This window comes from Mesorhizobium monacense, from assembly GCF_056781675.1.
The window spans coordinates 2,143,852-2,159,056 of record NZ_CM165567.1 but is presented as its reverse complement, the minus strand read 5'-3'; the positions used below and the strand labels follow the sequence as shown (position 1 = coordinate 2,159,056).

At 64.2% G+C, this 15,205-nt stretch carries 15 protein-coding genes; 9 read left to right on the top strand and 6 right to left on the bottom strand.

The features are described 5' to 3' along the window. Window positions 1-433: 433 nt before the first annotated feature. Window positions 434-3,361, top strand: coding sequence for an Rne/Rng family ribonuclease (locus tag AC1RUK_RS10265; protein ID WP_481835709.1), 2,928 nt, complete (start codon window positions 434-436; stop codon window positions 3,359-3,361). Window positions 3,362-3,591: 230 nt separating this feature from the next. Here AC1RUK_RS10265 and AC1RUK_RS10260 read toward each other — a convergent pair whose 3' ends face one another. Then, a complete protein-coding gene (locus AC1RUK_RS10260; RefSeq protein ID WP_481835710.1) occupies window positions 3,592-4,521 on the bottom strand; it encodes a glutaminase in 930 nt (309 codons plus the stop codon). A 10-nt stretch (window positions 4,522-4,531) separates the two neighbouring features. Then, window positions 4,532-5,680, bottom strand: a complete 1,149-nt coding sequence (locus tag AC1RUK_RS10255) for a pyridoxal phosphate-dependent aminotransferase (RefSeq protein WP_481835711.1) — start codon at window positions 5,678-5,680, stop codon at window positions 4,532-4,534. A 151-nt stretch (window positions 5,681-5,831) separates the two neighbouring features. Between AC1RUK_RS10255 and AC1RUK_RS10250 the strand changes: the two genes are divergently transcribed. The 6 genes from AC1RUK_RS10250 (at window position 5,832) to aat (ending at window position 11,168) form a co-directional block, all read left to right on the top strand. Further along, entirely contained in the window at window positions 5,832-7,244 is a 1,413-nt protein-coding gene (locus AC1RUK_RS10250) for a M48 family metalloprotease (protein ID WP_481835712.1), read from the top strand. Between the two features lie 58 nt (window positions 7,245-7,302). After that, a complete protein-coding gene (locus AC1RUK_RS10245) occupies window positions 7,303-8,106 on the top strand; it encodes a DsbA family protein (RefSeq protein ID WP_481839530.1) in 804 nt (267 codons plus the stop codon). A 136-nt stretch (window positions 8,107-8,242) separates the two neighbouring features. Then, the gene (aroQ, locus tag AC1RUK_RS10240) at window positions 8,243-8,677 is read left to right on the top strand and encodes a type II 3-dehydroquinate dehydratase (protein ID WP_404279272.1); all 435 of its coding nucleotides are present in this window, start codon (window positions 8,243-8,245) and stop codon (window positions 8,675-8,677) included. A gap of 26 nt (window positions 8,678-8,703) precedes the next feature. Beyond that, window positions 8,704-9,159 (top strand): acetyl-CoA carboxylase biotin carboxyl carrier protein, encoded by a 456-nt coding sequence (gene accB / locus AC1RUK_RS10235; protein WP_481835713.1) that lies wholly within the window; start codon window positions 8,704-8,706, stop codon window positions 9,157-9,159. Between the two features lie 18 nt (window positions 9,160-9,177). After that, a complete protein-coding gene (gene accC / locus AC1RUK_RS10230; RefSeq protein WP_120015180.1) occupies window positions 9,178-10,536 on the top strand; it encodes an acetyl-CoA carboxylase biotin carboxylase subunit in 1,359 nt (452 codons plus the stop codon). A gap of 14 nt (window positions 10,537-10,550) precedes the next feature. Then, window positions 10,551-11,168 carry a leucyl/phenylalanyl-tRNA--protein transferase gene (aat, locus tag AC1RUK_RS10225; protein ID WP_481835714.1) on the top strand — a complete coding sequence of 206 codons (618 nt, stop codon included), beginning with the start codon at window positions 10,551-10,553 and terminating at the stop codon, window positions 11,166-11,168. A 12-nt stretch (window positions 11,169-11,180) separates the two neighbouring features. Here aat and AC1RUK_RS10220 read toward each other — a convergent pair whose 3' ends face one another. From AC1RUK_RS10220 to AC1RUK_RS10210, 3 genes are all read right to left on the bottom strand, one after another. Continuing rightward, on the bottom strand, window positions 11,181-11,564 hold the full coding sequence (locus AC1RUK_RS10220; protein WP_481835715.1) for a hypothetical protein: 384 nt from the start codon (window positions 11,562-11,564) through the stop codon (window positions 11,181-11,183). 78 nt (window positions 11,565-11,642) lie between these two features. Then, window positions 11,643-12,182, bottom strand: a complete 540-nt coding sequence (locus AC1RUK_RS10215) for a DUF2155 domain-containing protein (protein ID WP_481835716.1) — start codon at window positions 12,180-12,182, stop codon at window positions 11,643-11,645. Between the two features lie 127 nt (window positions 12,183-12,309). Further along, window positions 12,310-12,708, bottom strand: coding sequence for an NADH:ubiquinone oxidoreductase subunit NDUFA12 (locus AC1RUK_RS10210; protein WP_120015177.1), 399 nt, complete (start codon window positions 12,706-12,708; stop codon window positions 12,310-12,312). Window positions 12,709-12,946: 238 nt separating this feature from the next. Here AC1RUK_RS10210 and panB point away from each other — a divergent pair, with 238 nt between their 5' ends. Beyond that, entirely contained in the window at window positions 12,947-13,774 is an 828-nt protein-coding gene (gene panB, locus AC1RUK_RS10205) for a 3-methyl-2-oxobutanoate hydroxymethyltransferase (RefSeq protein WP_481835717.1), read from the top strand. Then, window positions 13,771-14,622, top strand: a complete 852-nt coding sequence (panC, locus tag AC1RUK_RS10200; RefSeq protein ID WP_481835718.1) for a pantoate--beta-alanine ligase — start codon at window positions 13,771-13,773, stop codon at window positions 14,620-14,622. The genes panB and panC overlap by 4 nt, the downstream gene beginning before the upstream one ends. A 90-nt stretch (window positions 14,623-14,712) precedes the next feature. Here the strand turns inward: panC and AC1RUK_RS10195 are convergent, their stop codons facing one another. Continuing rightward, window positions 14,713-15,201 carry a GNAT family N-acetyltransferase gene (locus AC1RUK_RS10195; protein ID WP_481835719.1) on the bottom strand — a complete coding sequence of 163 codons (489 nt, stop codon included), beginning with the start codon at window positions 15,199-15,201 and terminating at the stop codon, window positions 14,713-14,715. Window positions 15,202-15,205: the final 4 nt, after the last annotated feature.

The following is a 15,205-nucleotide window of genomic DNA, read 5'->3' as shown; positions in this document are numbered from 1 at the left end:
GGATCACTGCAATCCTGGAACCGCTTCCTCCGCAGCTTCCTGCTACAGGTCAGATGAAAAGCGGCTCCTTTCGCTTCCAGCGAAAAGGCTTCAGGTGATCGCGACGAATTTCGCAGGTGCGCGCCCGTGGCGGGGGAATCGCCTGCGTGAGGAAAACGGCCGGGTTTGTCCCGCGCCGGCTCTGTATGAGCAAACAAGCTGGTCCGGTCTTTCCGGGCTTTGGTTCAAAAGGTTCTGCTGGTGACGATGGCTTCAAGCGCAATCATGGAAAGGTCCGCATCAAACCGCGCCATTATGGCTGCGGGCGGCACCGCCATGGCGCTCAAGCGGCGGCCGGCGGACGTTCAATTATCCGGCACCCACACTCCAGACACGCAGCAGCAGGCTTTGCCTCGCAAGCTGCGGCTGACGGCTGCCGGGGGGAAACGAAATAATGCCCAACAAAATGCTGATAGACGCCTCCCACCCGGAGGAAACACGCGTTGTCGTCGTTCGCGGTAACCGTATCGAAGAATTCGACTTTGAATCACAGGACAAGAAGCAGCTCAAAGGAAACATCTACCTCGCCCGCGTAACGCGCGTCGAACCCTCCCTTCAGGCAGCCTTTGTCGAATATGGCGGCAACCGTCACGGTTTCCTCGCCTTCAGTGAAATACACCCCGACTACTACCAGATCCCGGTCGCCGATCGTCAGGCCCTGCTGCGCGCTGAAGCGCAGGAAGCCCAGGACGAAGAGGACGAGGACAATGACGGCGAGGATCGCCAGGGCCGCGATCGCGGCCGGCGCGGACGCCGGCGCGGCGGCAAAGGCCGCGAGCGCGGCGAACACAAGCGCGACGCCGGTGCCGCCGAGTCCGATGACAGTGGCGAACATGGCGACACGGGCGGCGATGCAATTGCCGAAGACTCCGCCGCCGAAGCCGATTTCACAGCAGAAAATGCCGACACGCCGCCCGAAACGGCCGGGCACAACGACGAAGCCGCCGATCACGGCGAAGCGGAAGCGTCCGAAGACACGTCCGGAAACGGCCCCACGTCGATCGCCGCAATTGTCGAAGCCGATGTGGTTTCCGAGGCTGCCCCGCAGCCGGAATCGGCCTCCGCCGACACAAGCGGCGAAGCCTCGTCCAGCGACAATGATCGCGGCATGTTGGAAGAGGTCCAGTCCTCCAATCTGGACGATCACGAAGTCGAATCGGTCGGCGCCGAGGATGCGCTGGAAGAAGTGCGCAACCGCCGCAAGCCGGTGCGCCGCCAGTACAAGATCCAGGAAGTCATCAAGCGCCGCCAGATCCTGCTGGTGCAGGTCGTCAAGGAAGAGCGCGGCAACAAGGGCGCGGCGCTCACCACCTATCTGTCGCTTGCCGGCCGCTATTCGGTGCTGATGCCCAATACGGCGCGCGGCGGCGGCATTTCGCGCAAGATCACCAACGCGCAGGACCGCAAGCGGCTGAAAGAAGTCGTCGCCGATCTCGAAGTGCCGCAGGGCATGGGCGTCATCCTGCGCACGGCCGGCGAGAGCCGCACCAAGGCCGAGATCAAGCGCGACTACGAATATCTGATGCGGCTTTGGGAAAACGTCCGCAACCTGACGCTGCAGTCCACGGCCCCTGCCCTGGTCTATGAGGAAGGCAGCCTGATCAAGCGCTCGGTGCGCGACCTCTACAACAAGGACATCGACGAGATCCTGGTCTCCGGCGAGGAAGGCTATCGCGAGGCCAAGGACTTCATGCGCATGCTGATGCCGAGCCACGCCAAGGTGGTTCAGCCGTTCCGAGACACGACGCCGATCTTCGTGCGCAACGGCATCGAGGCGCAGCTCGACCGCATGCTGCAGCCGCAGGTGACGCTGAAGAGCGGCGGCTACATCATCATCAACCAGACCGAGGCGCTGGTTGCCATCGACGTCAATTCGGGCCGCTCCACCAAGGAGCACTCGATCGAGGACACCGCTCTCCACACCAACCTCGAAGCGGCCGAGGAAGTCGCCCGGCAGCTCAGGCTGCGCGACCTCGCCGGCCTGATCGTCATCGACTTCATCGACATGGAGGAGAACCGCAACAACCGCTCCGTCGAGAAGCGGCTGAAGGATCACCTCAAGAACGACCGCGCCCGCATCCAGGTCGGCCGCATCTCGCATTTCGGCCTGATGGAGATGTCGCGCCAGCGCATCCGCGCCAGCGTGCTGGAATCGACCATGAAGCCCTGCCCGCATTGCGGTGGTACCGGCCATGTGCGCTCCGATTCCTCGGTGGCGCTGATGGTGGTTCGGGCGATCGAGGAATTCCTGCTCAAGGATTCGCGCAGCCACATCACGGTGCGGACCCCCGCGGCGACCGCGCTCTACGTGCTCAACCACAAGCGTGGCACGCTGGTCGAACTCGAAAGCCGCTTCGGCCTGACCATCACGATCGAGGCCGACGACGCGGTCGGCGCGCAGCACTATGCGATCTTCCGCGGCGCACTGGCGGAAAAGCCCGAGGGCTTTGTCGAAGTGCGCAGCCTGCCGACTTATGTCGAGCCGGAAGAGCCCGAAGACGAAATCGTCGTCGAGCAGGAGGACGAGGCACCTGCCCAGGCGGAGCAGCCGCGCCATCCCCAGCAGCAACAGCCGAGGTCCGGCGAGGACGGCGAAGGCCGCGACCGCAAGCGCCGCAAGCGCCGCAGGCGGCGTGGCGGCAAGGATCGCGATCGCGAACATGGTGACCGCGAGCACGGCCCCGCGGAAGGTGCCTTGGTCTCGGCGCCGGCGGATGTCGACGCCGCTGTCGCAACGGATGAAGCCGCCGCCGAGGGAGGCGAAGCGCCGGTCGACGCCGTCGCAGTGGACGCGTCGGACGACGGTCAGGGCAAGAAGCGCCGGCGCGGCAAGCGCGGCGGTAAGCGCAATCGCCGTGAGGATGGCGAGGACGGAGCCGAGGCGGGCGAGACTGCCGATGGCGTCGAAGCCGATGCGCCGGCAAGCGAAGCCGCGGCCATCGAGCCTGTGGCCGAGACTGTGGCGGCGGTATTGGCGGAAGAGCTTCCCTCTGCGGCCAACGACGATATGCCGAGCGCCGAGAAGCCGAAGAAGAAGCGCGCGTCAAGGTCCAAGAAGGCAGCAGCAGAGGTTGCCGCCGAGACGGTAGCCGAGGAACCTGCCGAGGATGCTGCACCGGCCGAGGCGGCGACGCCTGCGCCTGTGCCGGCCGCCCCGGCTGCCGAGGAGGAAGCGCCTGCCAATGCCCGCCCGACCCGGCGCAAGCCCGTCGCTATCGATGCTCCGGTCGTACCGGTGGTCTCGTCGACCGTGCCCGAAGAGGCCAAGGCCGAGGAAAAGCCGAAGCGCGCCGGCTGGTGGCAGCGGAAAGGCTTTTTCTAAGCTTTTCAGCCGCTTGTGCTGACTATCTGATAGAAAAATCCCGCGCTGTCGAAAGACGGCGCGGGATTTTCGTATCTAGGCCAGCCCCGATCCGAGGGCTGCTGAGATTCAGGTCAGGCCGAGTCGAGAGCGGTGGCTTTCCGAGAACCGGAGCGGAGCGTACTCAAGTACGTGAGCACCGGAAGGAAGCCGCCATTCGCAGGCTGGCCTCACCTGAATATCAGTAAGTCCTAGGGCGCGAAGATCGACCAGTTCATCATCTTCGCCAGCCTTTCCAGCGCGATCGAGCCGAGCTTGGAATTGCCATTGGCGTTGAGCCCGGGCGACCATACGGCGAGCGAGGCGACGCCCGGCACGATCCCCAATATGCCGCCGCCCACGCCGCTCTTGCCTGGAATGCCGACACGGAAGGCAAAGTCGCCGGAGCCGTCATAATGGCCGCAGGTCAGCATCATCGCGCCGATGCGGCGCGCCCGCTCGGCCGACACCACCGAATGTCCGGTCGCTGGGTTCTTGCCGCCATTGGCAAGGTAGCGCCCGGCCATCGCCAGTTGCCGGCAGCTCATGGCGATGGCGCAATGGTGGAAATAGACGCCCAGCGCCAGTTCCGGCGCGTGGTGAAGATTGCCGAAGGATTTCATGTAGTTGGCCAAGGCGAAGTTGCGATAGCCGGTGGCGCGCTCGGAGGCGGCGACCTCGCGGTCGATGATGATTGTCTCATCATCGGCGAGGAACTGGATGAAGCGCAGGATCTCGCCGATCGCCTCGCGCGGCTGGTGGCCGGCGAGCAGGATGTCGGAGACGACGATGGCGCCGGCATTGATGAACGGATTGCGCGGAATGCCGTTCTCATGCTCGAGCTGGACGATGGAGTTGAACGGATTGCCCGACGGCTCGCGCCCGACACGCTGCCACAGCGCGTCGCCGACATTGCCGAGCGCCAGCGTCAGCGTGAACACCTTGGAAATGCTCTGGATGGAAAACGGCTGATCGGCATCGCCTGCCACCAGCACGCGGCCGTCATTGGTGACGGCGGCAATGCCGAACTTCTTCGGGTCGACCTTGCTGAGCTGCGGGATATAGCTGGCGACATCGCCGCGATCCGTGCGCTCCGCCATTTCGGCGGCGACTTCCGCAAGCGCCTCTTCGAGTTCCGGCATGACGTCCCCGCTATTTCAGCCAGCGCTCGATACGCGCCATCGCCTCGACCATTTCGTCGTGACTACCGGCATAGGAAAAGCGCATGGTCCGGTGTCCGGCGAGCGGATCGAAGTCGCGGCCGGGCGTTGCCGCCACATGTGCCTCGGCCAGCATTTTCCGCGCGAAGGCCATGCTGTCGTTGGTATGCCTGGTGACATCGCAGAAGGCGTAGAAGGCGCCGTCCATGGGTGCCGCCAGCGGAAAACCGAGTTCCGGCAGGCGCTTCATCAGAAGCTCGCGGTTCCAGGCATAGCGCGCCTTCACCGCCTCCAGCTCTTCTGTGGCCTTGAAAGCCTCGATGGCCGCGATCTGCGACAGTTCCGGCGGCGAAATGTAGAGGCTCTGGGCGATACGCTCGACCGGCCGCACCAGTTCTTCCGGCAGCACCATCCAGCCGATGCGCCAGCCGGTCATGCAATAGTATTTCGAAAACGAGTTTATGACAGTGACGCCCGAACCGTAGGCCAGCGCCGTCGTGTCGGGCGCCGCATAGGCCAGTCGGTGATAGATCTCGTCGGAAATCACCGCGATACCAAGCTCTTCGGCCGTTCTCACCAGCGCTGCCAGCTCGTCGGCGGGAATGACCGCGCCGGTCGGATTGGCCGGGCTGGCGAAGAGCACTCCCTTCAGCGGCTTTTCCGCGTGCGCCATCTTCAGGTGCTCGGCATGCAGATAGGCGTCGGTGCCGAGCTCGATCTCGACGATTTCGATGCCGAGCGCGGCCATGATGTTGCGGTAGGCCGGATAGCCGGGCGCGGCGATGGCGACGCGGTCGCCCGGGTCGAACATCGCCAGGAAGGCCAGGTTGAAGGCGGCCGAGGATCCGGTGGTGACGGCGATGCGGCCGGGTGGGACATCGATCCCGTAATGGTCTGCGTAGTGCCCGGCGATCGCCTTGCGCAGGTCGGCAAGGCCGAGCGCATCGGTGTAGCCGATGCGGCCGCGCTTCAGCGCGTTCGCTGCAGCTTCTCTTACCCCGACAGGTGCCGGGTCGGACGGCTGCCCGACGGCCATCGAAACCACTGGCACGCCTGTCGCCTTAAGCCGGTTGGCCTCGGCCAGAATGTCCATGGCATGGAACGGCTCGACCTCGCCGCGGCGCGAAAGTGAAACGACCATCTTCAAATCCATCACACCGGGATCGGTCCCGGTCAAAGCTGCTAGCCCTTTTGGCCGCACAAATGCCCGATTGGTGTGGGGATCACAAGCGCAGGAAGTTTTCGGTGCCGACTTTTCATCTTTCGCCCGCTCGTCTACCAGTGGACCTGTCATGTTGAGCCGACCCAGATCGATGTTTTCCAGACCTTCCATCGGGAGGACCACGCGTGCAGTCGCGACGCTTTTGCTTGCCGCCGCTGTCGCGGTCTCCGGCTCTGTCAGCGCCTTGGCGCAAAACGTACCGGTGGTGCGCGATGCCGAGATCGAGGCGCTGGTGCGCGACTATGCGCGGCCGATCTTCAAGGCGGCCGGTCTCGCCAATGACGGCGTCAATATCGTTCTGGTCAACGATCAGAGTTTCAACGCCTTCGTCACCGGGCGCCGGCTGTTCATAAATACCGGCGCGCTGATGATGGCCGAAACGCCCAACGAGATCATCGGCGTCATCGCCCATGAGGCCGGCCATATCGCCGGCGGCCACCAGCAGAAATTGCGCGAGCAGCTCGAGCGCGCCAAGACGATGGCGATCATCGCCACCCTGCTTGGCGCTGGCGCCATCGTTGCCGGCGCCACCACCAACAGCCGCGGCCTTGCCGGCGCCGGCATGGGTGTTGCGGCGGGCGGCGGCGAGATGGCGCAGCGCAGCATCCTTGCCTATCAGCGCACCGAAGAGACGACCGCCGACCGCTCGGCGATCACCTATCTCAACGCCACCGGCCAGTCCGGCATGGGCATGCTGAAGACCTTCGGCCGCTTCCAGAGCGCGCTGTCCCTGTCCGGCGCGCAAGTCGATCCCTACCGGATCAGCCATCCGATGCCGCAGGAGCGCATCGCCAATCTCGAAGTGCTGGTCAAGCAGAGCCCCTATGTCGACAAGGTCGATACGCCGGCGCTGCAGCAGCGCCACGACATGATGCGCGTCAAGATCGCCGCCTATATGGGCGGTCAGGCCGCCGCAACGCGGCTGATGCGCAAGAATCCAGGCAGCCTTGCCTCGCGCTATGGCGAGGCGCAGCTCGCCTATCTCTACGGCAATCTGGCCGCAAGCCTCGCCAAGACCAACGCGCTGATCAAGGAACAGCCGAAAAACCCCTATTTCCAGGAACTGCGCGGCGACATCCTGATGAAGGCGAACAAGCCGAAGGATGCAGCGGACGCCTACGCCAAGGCGGTCAGCCTCGATCCGGCGCGGTCCGGGCTGCTGCCGGTCGCCTATGGCCAGGCGTTGATGGCGGTCGGCACACCCGAATCGCTGAAGAAGGCAGTGGTGCAGATCAACAATGGCCTCGGGCGCGACAAGGAAAACGCCGAAGGGTATCGCTATCTGGCCCAGGCCTATGGCGAGCTCGGCAACATTCCGGCGGCGGAACTCGCGACCGCCGAAGGTCATTTCTATTCCGGCGATTACAAGAACGCGAAGATATTCGCCATGCGCGCGCAGCAGAAATTGAAGCGCGGCGAGCCGGGCTGGCTTCGCGCTCAGGATATCATAAACTACACGCCATCAGGCAAAATCAAGAAGTGAACCTTCCGGCGGCATACTACGACAAAAGCGGACGGAACAGGCAAGAGGATAAGGGATGATGAACAAGGCAATTCTGCTCGGCACGACGGGAGTGGCAGCCGCTCTTGCCATGCTGGCTTTCGGCTTCGTCGCCGGCAGCCCGCAGGCGGCCAAGGCCGATACGGCGCAGGTCGTGCAGGTAGCGTCCTCGGACACCAAGATCGACCGGGCCGAGGTCGAGGGCATCATCCGCGACTATCTGCTGAAGAACCCTGAGGTTCTGCTCGAAGTGCAGGATGCGCTCGAAGCCAAGCAGAAGGAAGAACAGCGGATCGCCGCGCTCGGCGTCATCAAGAATGCCAAGGACGAGATCTTCAACTCCACCTTCGACGGCGTCGTCGGCAATCCGAACGGCAAGGTCACGATCGTCGAGTTCTACGATTACAATTGCGGCTTCTGCAAACGCGCCATCGACGACATGCAGGCGCTGACGAAAGCCGACCCGGACCTGCGCTTCGTGCTCAAGGAATTCCCGATCCTGGGTCCGGATTCGCAGAAGGCCAGCGTCGTCTCCATGGCCTTCCACCTGATGAAGCCGGAGAAGTACGGCGAATTCCACAACGCCCTGCTCGGCGGCCCGGGTCGCGCCACCGAGGCCGCGGCCATCAAGGTTGCGCTGTCGCTCGGTGCCGACGAGGCTGCGCTGCGCGAGAAGATGAAGGACCCGAGCATCCACGAGGCGATCTCCAAGACCTACGATCTCGCCACCAAGCTGGCGATCACCGGCACGCCTTCGTATGTGGTCGGCAACGAGGTTGTGTTCGGGGCACTCGGGCAGGACGTTCTGGCCGAAAAGATCGAGGCGGCGAAGGCCGCGCTCTGATCCATGGCGGCAGGCGGTTTCCCGCCTGCTGTGGACAGCAAAAGAACGCACTTGCGCTCTTTTCGCAGGCGTCTATGCCCATTATAGAGGGGTCCAGCGCGCCGGCTGAGGCCGGCGCCGGGAAAGGTCGGCATTGTTGAAAACGGTTTTCGTTCTGAACGGTCCCAATCTCAACGCGCTCGGCAAGCGCGAGCCGGGGATTTATGGCGGAAAGACGCTTGCCGCCATCGCCGACGACTGCAAGCAGGCGGGTGCGGCACTTGGGCTCGAGATCGATTTCCGTCAGTCGAACCATGAGGGCGACCTCGTCGACTGGATCCAGGAAGCCGGCGACAAGGCAGCCGGCATCGTCATCAATCCGGGCGCCTACAGCCACACCTCGATTGCCATCCACGACGCCATCCGCTCCATCGCGCCGCTGCCGGTCGCCGAAGTGCATCTTTCCAACATCCACGCGCGGGAACCGTTCCGCCACGTCTCCATGGTCTCGCCGGTCGCCGTCGGCATGATCTGCGGATTCGGGCCGCTCGGCTACACGCTCGCGCTGCAGGCGCTGGCGGCACGCCTGTGACCGGCCAACAAACAGAAGGCTCGAAAATGTCGATAAAGAAGACCGGTGTTGACCAGCAGCTGATCCGCGACCTGGCGGGCATACTGAACGACACCAACCTCACCGAGATCGAGGTCGAGCTGGGCGATCTGAAGGTGCGCGTGTCGCGGCAGGCACCCGCCGTCCATGCGATCGCTGCACCCCAGCCCAGCTATGCCCCGGCGGCAGCACAGCCGACGGCCAGCGCACCGGCTGCGGCCGAAATCTCCAAGAACGCTGTACCCTCGCCCATGGTCGGCACAGCCTATCTGGCGCCCTCGCCCGACGCCAAGGCGTTCATCGAGATCGGCCAGAAGGTCAAGGAAGGCCAGACGCTTTTGATCATCGAGGCGATGAAGACGATGAACCAGATCCCTTCGCCCCGCGCCGGCACGGTGACGGCGATCCTGTTCGAAGACGCCCAGCCGGTCGAATACGGCATGCCGCTCGTCGTGATCGAGTAGAGCCGGGAACAGCCAAAAATGTTCCAGAAGATCCTCATCGCCAATCGCGGCGAAATCGCCCTCCGGGTGCTGCGCGCCTGCAAGGAGCTCGGCATCCAGACGGTGGTGGTGCATTCGACCGCCGACGCCGACGCCATGCATGTCAGGCTCGCCGACGAGAGCGTCTGCATCGGCCCGCCGCCGTCACGTGACAGCTATCTCAACATCCATCAGATCGTCGCCGCGTGCGAGATCACCGGCGCCGACGCGGTGCATCCGGGCTACGGCTTCCTGTCGGAGAACGCCAAGTTCGCCGACATACTCGCCGCCCACAACATCACCTTCATCGGCCCGTCGGGCGACCATATCCGCATCATGGGCGACAAGATCGAGGCCAAGCGCACCGCCAAGCGTCTCGGCATCCCGGTCGTGCCCGGCTCCGACGGCGCGGTCACGGAAGAGAAGGAAGCCAAGCGCATTGCCGCAGGGATCGGCTATCCCGTGATCATCAAGGCTTCGGCCGGCGGCGGCGGTCGCGGCATGAAGGTGGCGCGTACCGAGGCCGACCTGGAAGTCGCGCTGCAGACGGCGCGCTCGGAAGCCGGTGCTGCCTTCGGCGACGACGCCGTATACATCGAGAAATACCTGGAAAAGCCGCGCCATATCGAATTGCAGGTGTTCGGCGACGGCGCCGGCCGCGGCGTGCATTTCGGCGAGCGCGACTGTTCCTTGCAGCGCCGCCACCAGAAGGTCTGGGAAGAAGCCAACTCGCCGGCGCTCAATGCCGAGGAGCGCGCACGCATCGGCGGTATCTGCGCCAGCGCCGTCGCCGATCTCGGCTATTCCGGCGCCGGCACCATCGAATTCCTCTACGAGAACGGCGAGTTCTATTTCATCGAGATGAACACCCGCCTGCAGGTCGAGCATCCGGTGACCGAGGCGATTACCGGTATCGACCTCGTGCACGAGCAGATCCGCGTCGCCTCGGGCGGCGGGCTTTCGGTGCGCCAGGAGGACATCAAGTTCAACGGCCACGCCATCGAATGCCGCATCAATGCCGAGGACCCGCGCACCTTCACCCCCTCGCCCGGCACGATCACCCATTTCCACACGCCTGGCGGGCTCGGCATCCGGGTCGATTCCGGCGTCTATTCCGGCTACAAGATCCCGCCCTACTACGACAGCCTGATCGGCAAGCTGATCGTGCACGGCCGCAACCGCGTCGAATGCATGATGCGGCTACGCCGCGCCCTCGACGAATTCGTCGTCGACGGCATCAAGACGACGCTGCCGCTGTTCCGTGACCTTGTCGGCAATGCCGATATCGCCAATGGCGACTACGACATCCACTGGCTGGAGAAATACCTGGCCAAGGGTGATGAGGTGGCGAACTCGTAAGTTATAATGCCGCGATGACCCGCCCCTACGCGCCCGGCTATCGCATCCCGACCGACCTTTTGCTGAAGGCCTATGCGTCCGGCGTGTTTCCGATGGCCGAAAGCGCCAGCGACCCCGAAGTGTTCTGGGTGCGGCCGGAGACGCGTGGCATCATTCCGCTCGACGGCTTCCACGCGCCGAAGAGCCTGAAGAAGACGATCCGCAAGCACCCGTTCGACATCCGCTTCGACTTCGATTTCGAGGCGACGATCGACGGCTGCGCGGAGAAGCGGGAGGAGCGCCGCTCGACCTGGATCAACGCGCCGATCCGCGAAGCCTATGTCGAGTTGCATCGGCTGGGCCATTGCCATTCGGTCGAGGCGTGGCGCGAGGAGCGGTTGGTCGGCGGCCTCTACGGCGTCTCGCTGGGCCGCGTGTTCTTCGGCGAGAGCATGTTCGCCCGGGAGACGGACGCGTCCAAGACCTGCCTTTTCTATCTCGTCGAGCGGTTGAAGGCGCGCGGTTTCGCGCTGCTTGACACGCAATTCACCACCGAACACCTCAAGCGCTTCGGCGCCGTCGACGTGCCGCGCGGCAAGTACGAAAAAATGCTGGCCGACGCACTGAAGGGCGAGGTGATCTTTTTTCCGTGATGGGCTGTTTCGTCAGCCTTTCGCAGTCTCCATCGGCGTCTGCGAATGGAACATCATCTTCCAGCCATTGCTGCGATGCACGTAGCCGGTGCTGACCAAGGCCACATAGGCTTCGCCGTTCTCTCTTGTGGCGTGGGCCTCATAGGTGAGCATGACGATGTCGCTGCCCGGTTCGACCATCCCCTTGACGTCGATGTCAAGATCGCGCCAGCGGTTTGGTTTGCTGGCGGTCTTGGCGAGATCGGCGTTGCTGATCGCCTGCGCCATCTCAGGAAAGGCCACGAGGCATTCGGCATCGGCATTGGCGGCATAGTAGGCCGCATCGCCGGTCCAAAACCCCTTCTCAAGGTCAAGCAATTCCTTCTTGCTGACCGTCATAAGCTTGGTTGCTGACATCGCGGGATCCTCCATGCGCGTTCTTTGCCAACGTGTGGCAAGCGCAGCGGTTCCCAGGGATCAGTTAGGGTATTGGGATCAGTTGGTATCGCCGGTGTCCGGTTCGGTCGTGGCCGGAGCGGCAGCGGCCTTGGGCTTGGACGTATCGACCTGTGGCGCACCGGACTTGGCGGCGTCGGGTGGCGGTACGTCCGACTTCTGCTTGCAGGCTTTCAGCCAGACGTCATAGACGGCGTGCTCCACGGCGTTCAGGCCGGGGCTTTCGGCGAACATCCAGCCGGTGAAGATGCGGCGGATCTTGCGGTCGAGCGTGATCTCGTCGACCTCGACGAAGGAATCGGTCTTCGGCTCTTCGGTCTCCGGCTGCGAATAGCAGATGCGCGGCGTCACCTGCAGTGCGCCGAACTGCACCGTCTCGTCGATATAGACATCGAAAGTGATGATGCGGCCGGTGATCTTGTCGATGCCGGCGAATTCGGCGACGGGATTGGTGATGCGCTCGGCCACCGCAGGCGCTGCAGGCGCTGCCGGCGTCTGCGCCGAGGCAAACGTCGTCGTGCTGGCAGCAAGAGCGGCTGCCGCCAGTCCGGCCATCGAGATTCGGCTGAAGATGCTCATGCAGGGATACCGGTGGTTGTGCCCGGGTGATTCTCTCAATCGCCAAGGCTAGTCGCCGTTTTCAGATCAGCAAGCAGCTAAACGTCAATTGTGGCGACAAAGGACCGATCGGCGCGGTGATGGCCGATTACGAACCGGGCGTCCAGGCGTCGTAGTCGCCGGTCACTTGCGGGCGATGCTGATTGGTCAGCACCGAACCCTTCGGCCTGTAGGCCGCGGCACTGCCGGTGAGGTTCGGCTGATGCGGTTTCTGCCACTCGCGCGGCCGGTAATCCTCGCTCGGCGGCGCGGTATCGACGCGGTGATGGATCCAGCCGTGCCAGCCCGGCGGGATGGCCGAAGCTTCCGAATAGTCGCGGTAGATGACCCAGCGGCGGGTGCGGCCTTCCGAATCGACACCGCCCTCGTAATAAACGTTGCCGGCCTCATCCTGTCCGACCTGCTTGCCGTGACGCCAGGTATGGAAACGGGTTCCCAGCGTCTGGCTGTTCCACCAGGTGAAAAACTGCAGAAGGAAAGTTTTCATCCAGATCCTCGCGGCGGCAGCGGCGGCGCCTGTTTCCTGCTTATGGCGTCCGGCCTTCGCGAAAGCAAGGGTTTTGCGGCGCGCGCGACGCAAATGGTCCGTGCGCTAAATCGATGCAGCCGCGCGGTTGGCGGAAGCCCGGCTTGCCAAGCACTGCTTGTCTTTCTAAAGCTCGGCTCGCCCGGCAGCGGGCGGCCGGCCCGGTGCCGGCTGAGGGAGGTGAGGATTGGCCCCAGAAATGTCCGCCGATGTCCGGATCGGCCCTGACGACATTCGCCGCCGCAAGGGCGGCGTGCCGATCGTCTGCCTGACCGCCTATACCTACCCCGTCGCCCGCCTGCTCGACGACCATGTCGACCTGCTCCTGGTCGGCGACAGCGTCGCCATGGTGCTGCATGGCCACAAAACCACGCTCGGCGCTTCGCTGGAGATGATGATCGCCCATGGACAAGCTGTGATGCGCGGCTCGGCCAATGCCTGCGTGGTCGTCGACATGCCGGCCGGCAGCTATGAGGCCTCCGCCGCGCAGGCCTTGGCCTCGGCACGGCGGGTCGTCGACGAAACCGGCTGCCAGGCGGTCAAGCTGGAAGGCGGCACCGATATCGCCGAGCAGATCGCGGCAATCGTCGCAGCCGGCATCCCGGTCATGGGCCATATCGGCCTGCAGCCGCAATCGGTGGAAAAGGACGGCGGCTACAAGATCAAGGGCCGGACCGAGGAGAATGTGGCGGCCCTGTTTCGCGACGCCGAGGCGGTGGAGAAAGCGGGTGCCTTTTCTGTTGTCATCGAGGGCACGGTCGAGACCGTCGCCGCCGAACTCACGCGGCGCCTCTCCATTCCAACCATCGGCATCGGCGCCAGCGCCGACTGCGACGGCCAGATCCTGGTCATCGACGACATGGTCGGCCTGACCGTCGACCGCGTGCCGAAATTCGTCAAGGAATATGCCGCGCTGCGCGGTGTCGTCTCCGATGCGGCGGCACGCTATGCCGCCGAGGTGCGCAGCCGCGCATTTCCCGGCCCGGATCACGTTTTCCCCGCCACGTCAGGCAAGGACAAGGCATGAACCGGCCGATCGTCACCGACAGCGTCGCCGCCCTGCGCGCGCAAATCCGCGCCTGGCGACAGTGCGGCCTGCGCATCGCCATGGTGCCGACCATGGGCGCGCTGCATGAGGGCCACATATCGCTGGTCAGGATCGCGCTCGAAAAGGCCGATCGCTGCCTCGTCTCGATCTTCGTCAATCCGACCCAGTTCGCCCCCACCGAAGACCTCGACAAATACCCGCGCCAGTTGGCCCGCGATCTCGAGCGGTTGGCCGAAGCCGGCGCGCATCTGGCATTTACGCCCGATGTTGCCGGGATGTATCCAACCGGCTTCGCCACAAAAATCTCGGTCGGCGGCCCCTCTTCCGGTCTTGAATCGGATTTCAGGCCGACCTTCTTCGACGGCGTCGCCACGGTCGTGGCCAAGCTCTTCCTGCAGGCGCTGCCCGACTATGCGATCTTCGGCGAAAAGGACTACCAGCAGCTTTGCGTCGTCAGGCAGCTTTGCCGCGACCTCGACCTGCCGGTCGAAATCATCGGCGCGCCGACTGTGCGCGACGCGTACGGCCTCGCCATGTCGTCGCGCAACGCCTATCTCGGCGAAGCCGAACTCGAGGTGGCGCGAAAACTCAACGCCATCCTTCGCCGGACAGCGACAGCGCTCGCGGCCGGCGCCGATGAAGCCGGCGCGACCGGCGAGGCCGGGCGTGCCCTTGTCGAAGCGGGCTTCCAGCGGGTCGACTATGTCGCCGCACGCGAAAGCCTGACGTTGGCCCCCTGGAGGCGCGGCCGCAACGGCCGCCTGCTCGCCGCCGCCTGGCTCGGCAAGACCAGGCTGATCGACAATGTGGAGATTCCCGCCGGTTAGTTCAGAGAGCCCTCGCAAACCAGCTCTTTTGCGGCCGGCCTGCACCCTTGCGAGCGCCTCATTCCTCGCTCCGCATGTGCTGCAGGCCGCCTATCCGATCGTCTTCTCGAAGATCAATGCCGGCAACCCTGAACCGCCGCCGCAGTCGGCGGTTTTGCCGGCGGGCGAAAACCCCTGCGCGCGGTAGAAGCCGATTGCCGCTGTGTTTGCTTCCTCCACGTCGAGGCGCAGCGTATGCGCTTCGGGAAAGCTGATCTCGACCTCTTCCAACAATGCCTGGCCGATGCCTTGCCGCTGGCACGATGGATGCACGTAGAACTGGTTCAGCAGGATGATCTTCGGGTCCGTGGTAGCAGCGGCAAAGGCCATGCCACCGAGACGCTTGCCGTCATCGGCCACCAGGAATTCGGAATTCGGCCGCGTCAGCCGCGCCTTCAGCGAGGCGATCGAGTGCCAGTCATCGGTGATTTCGGTGACCCGCTCGATGCCATAGATGGCGTCGTAGGTAGCGTGCCAGGTCTCGACCAGCAAGGCCCGCACCGCGGCAAGATCGCGCTCGCTGGCGGTGCGGATGAACATTGCC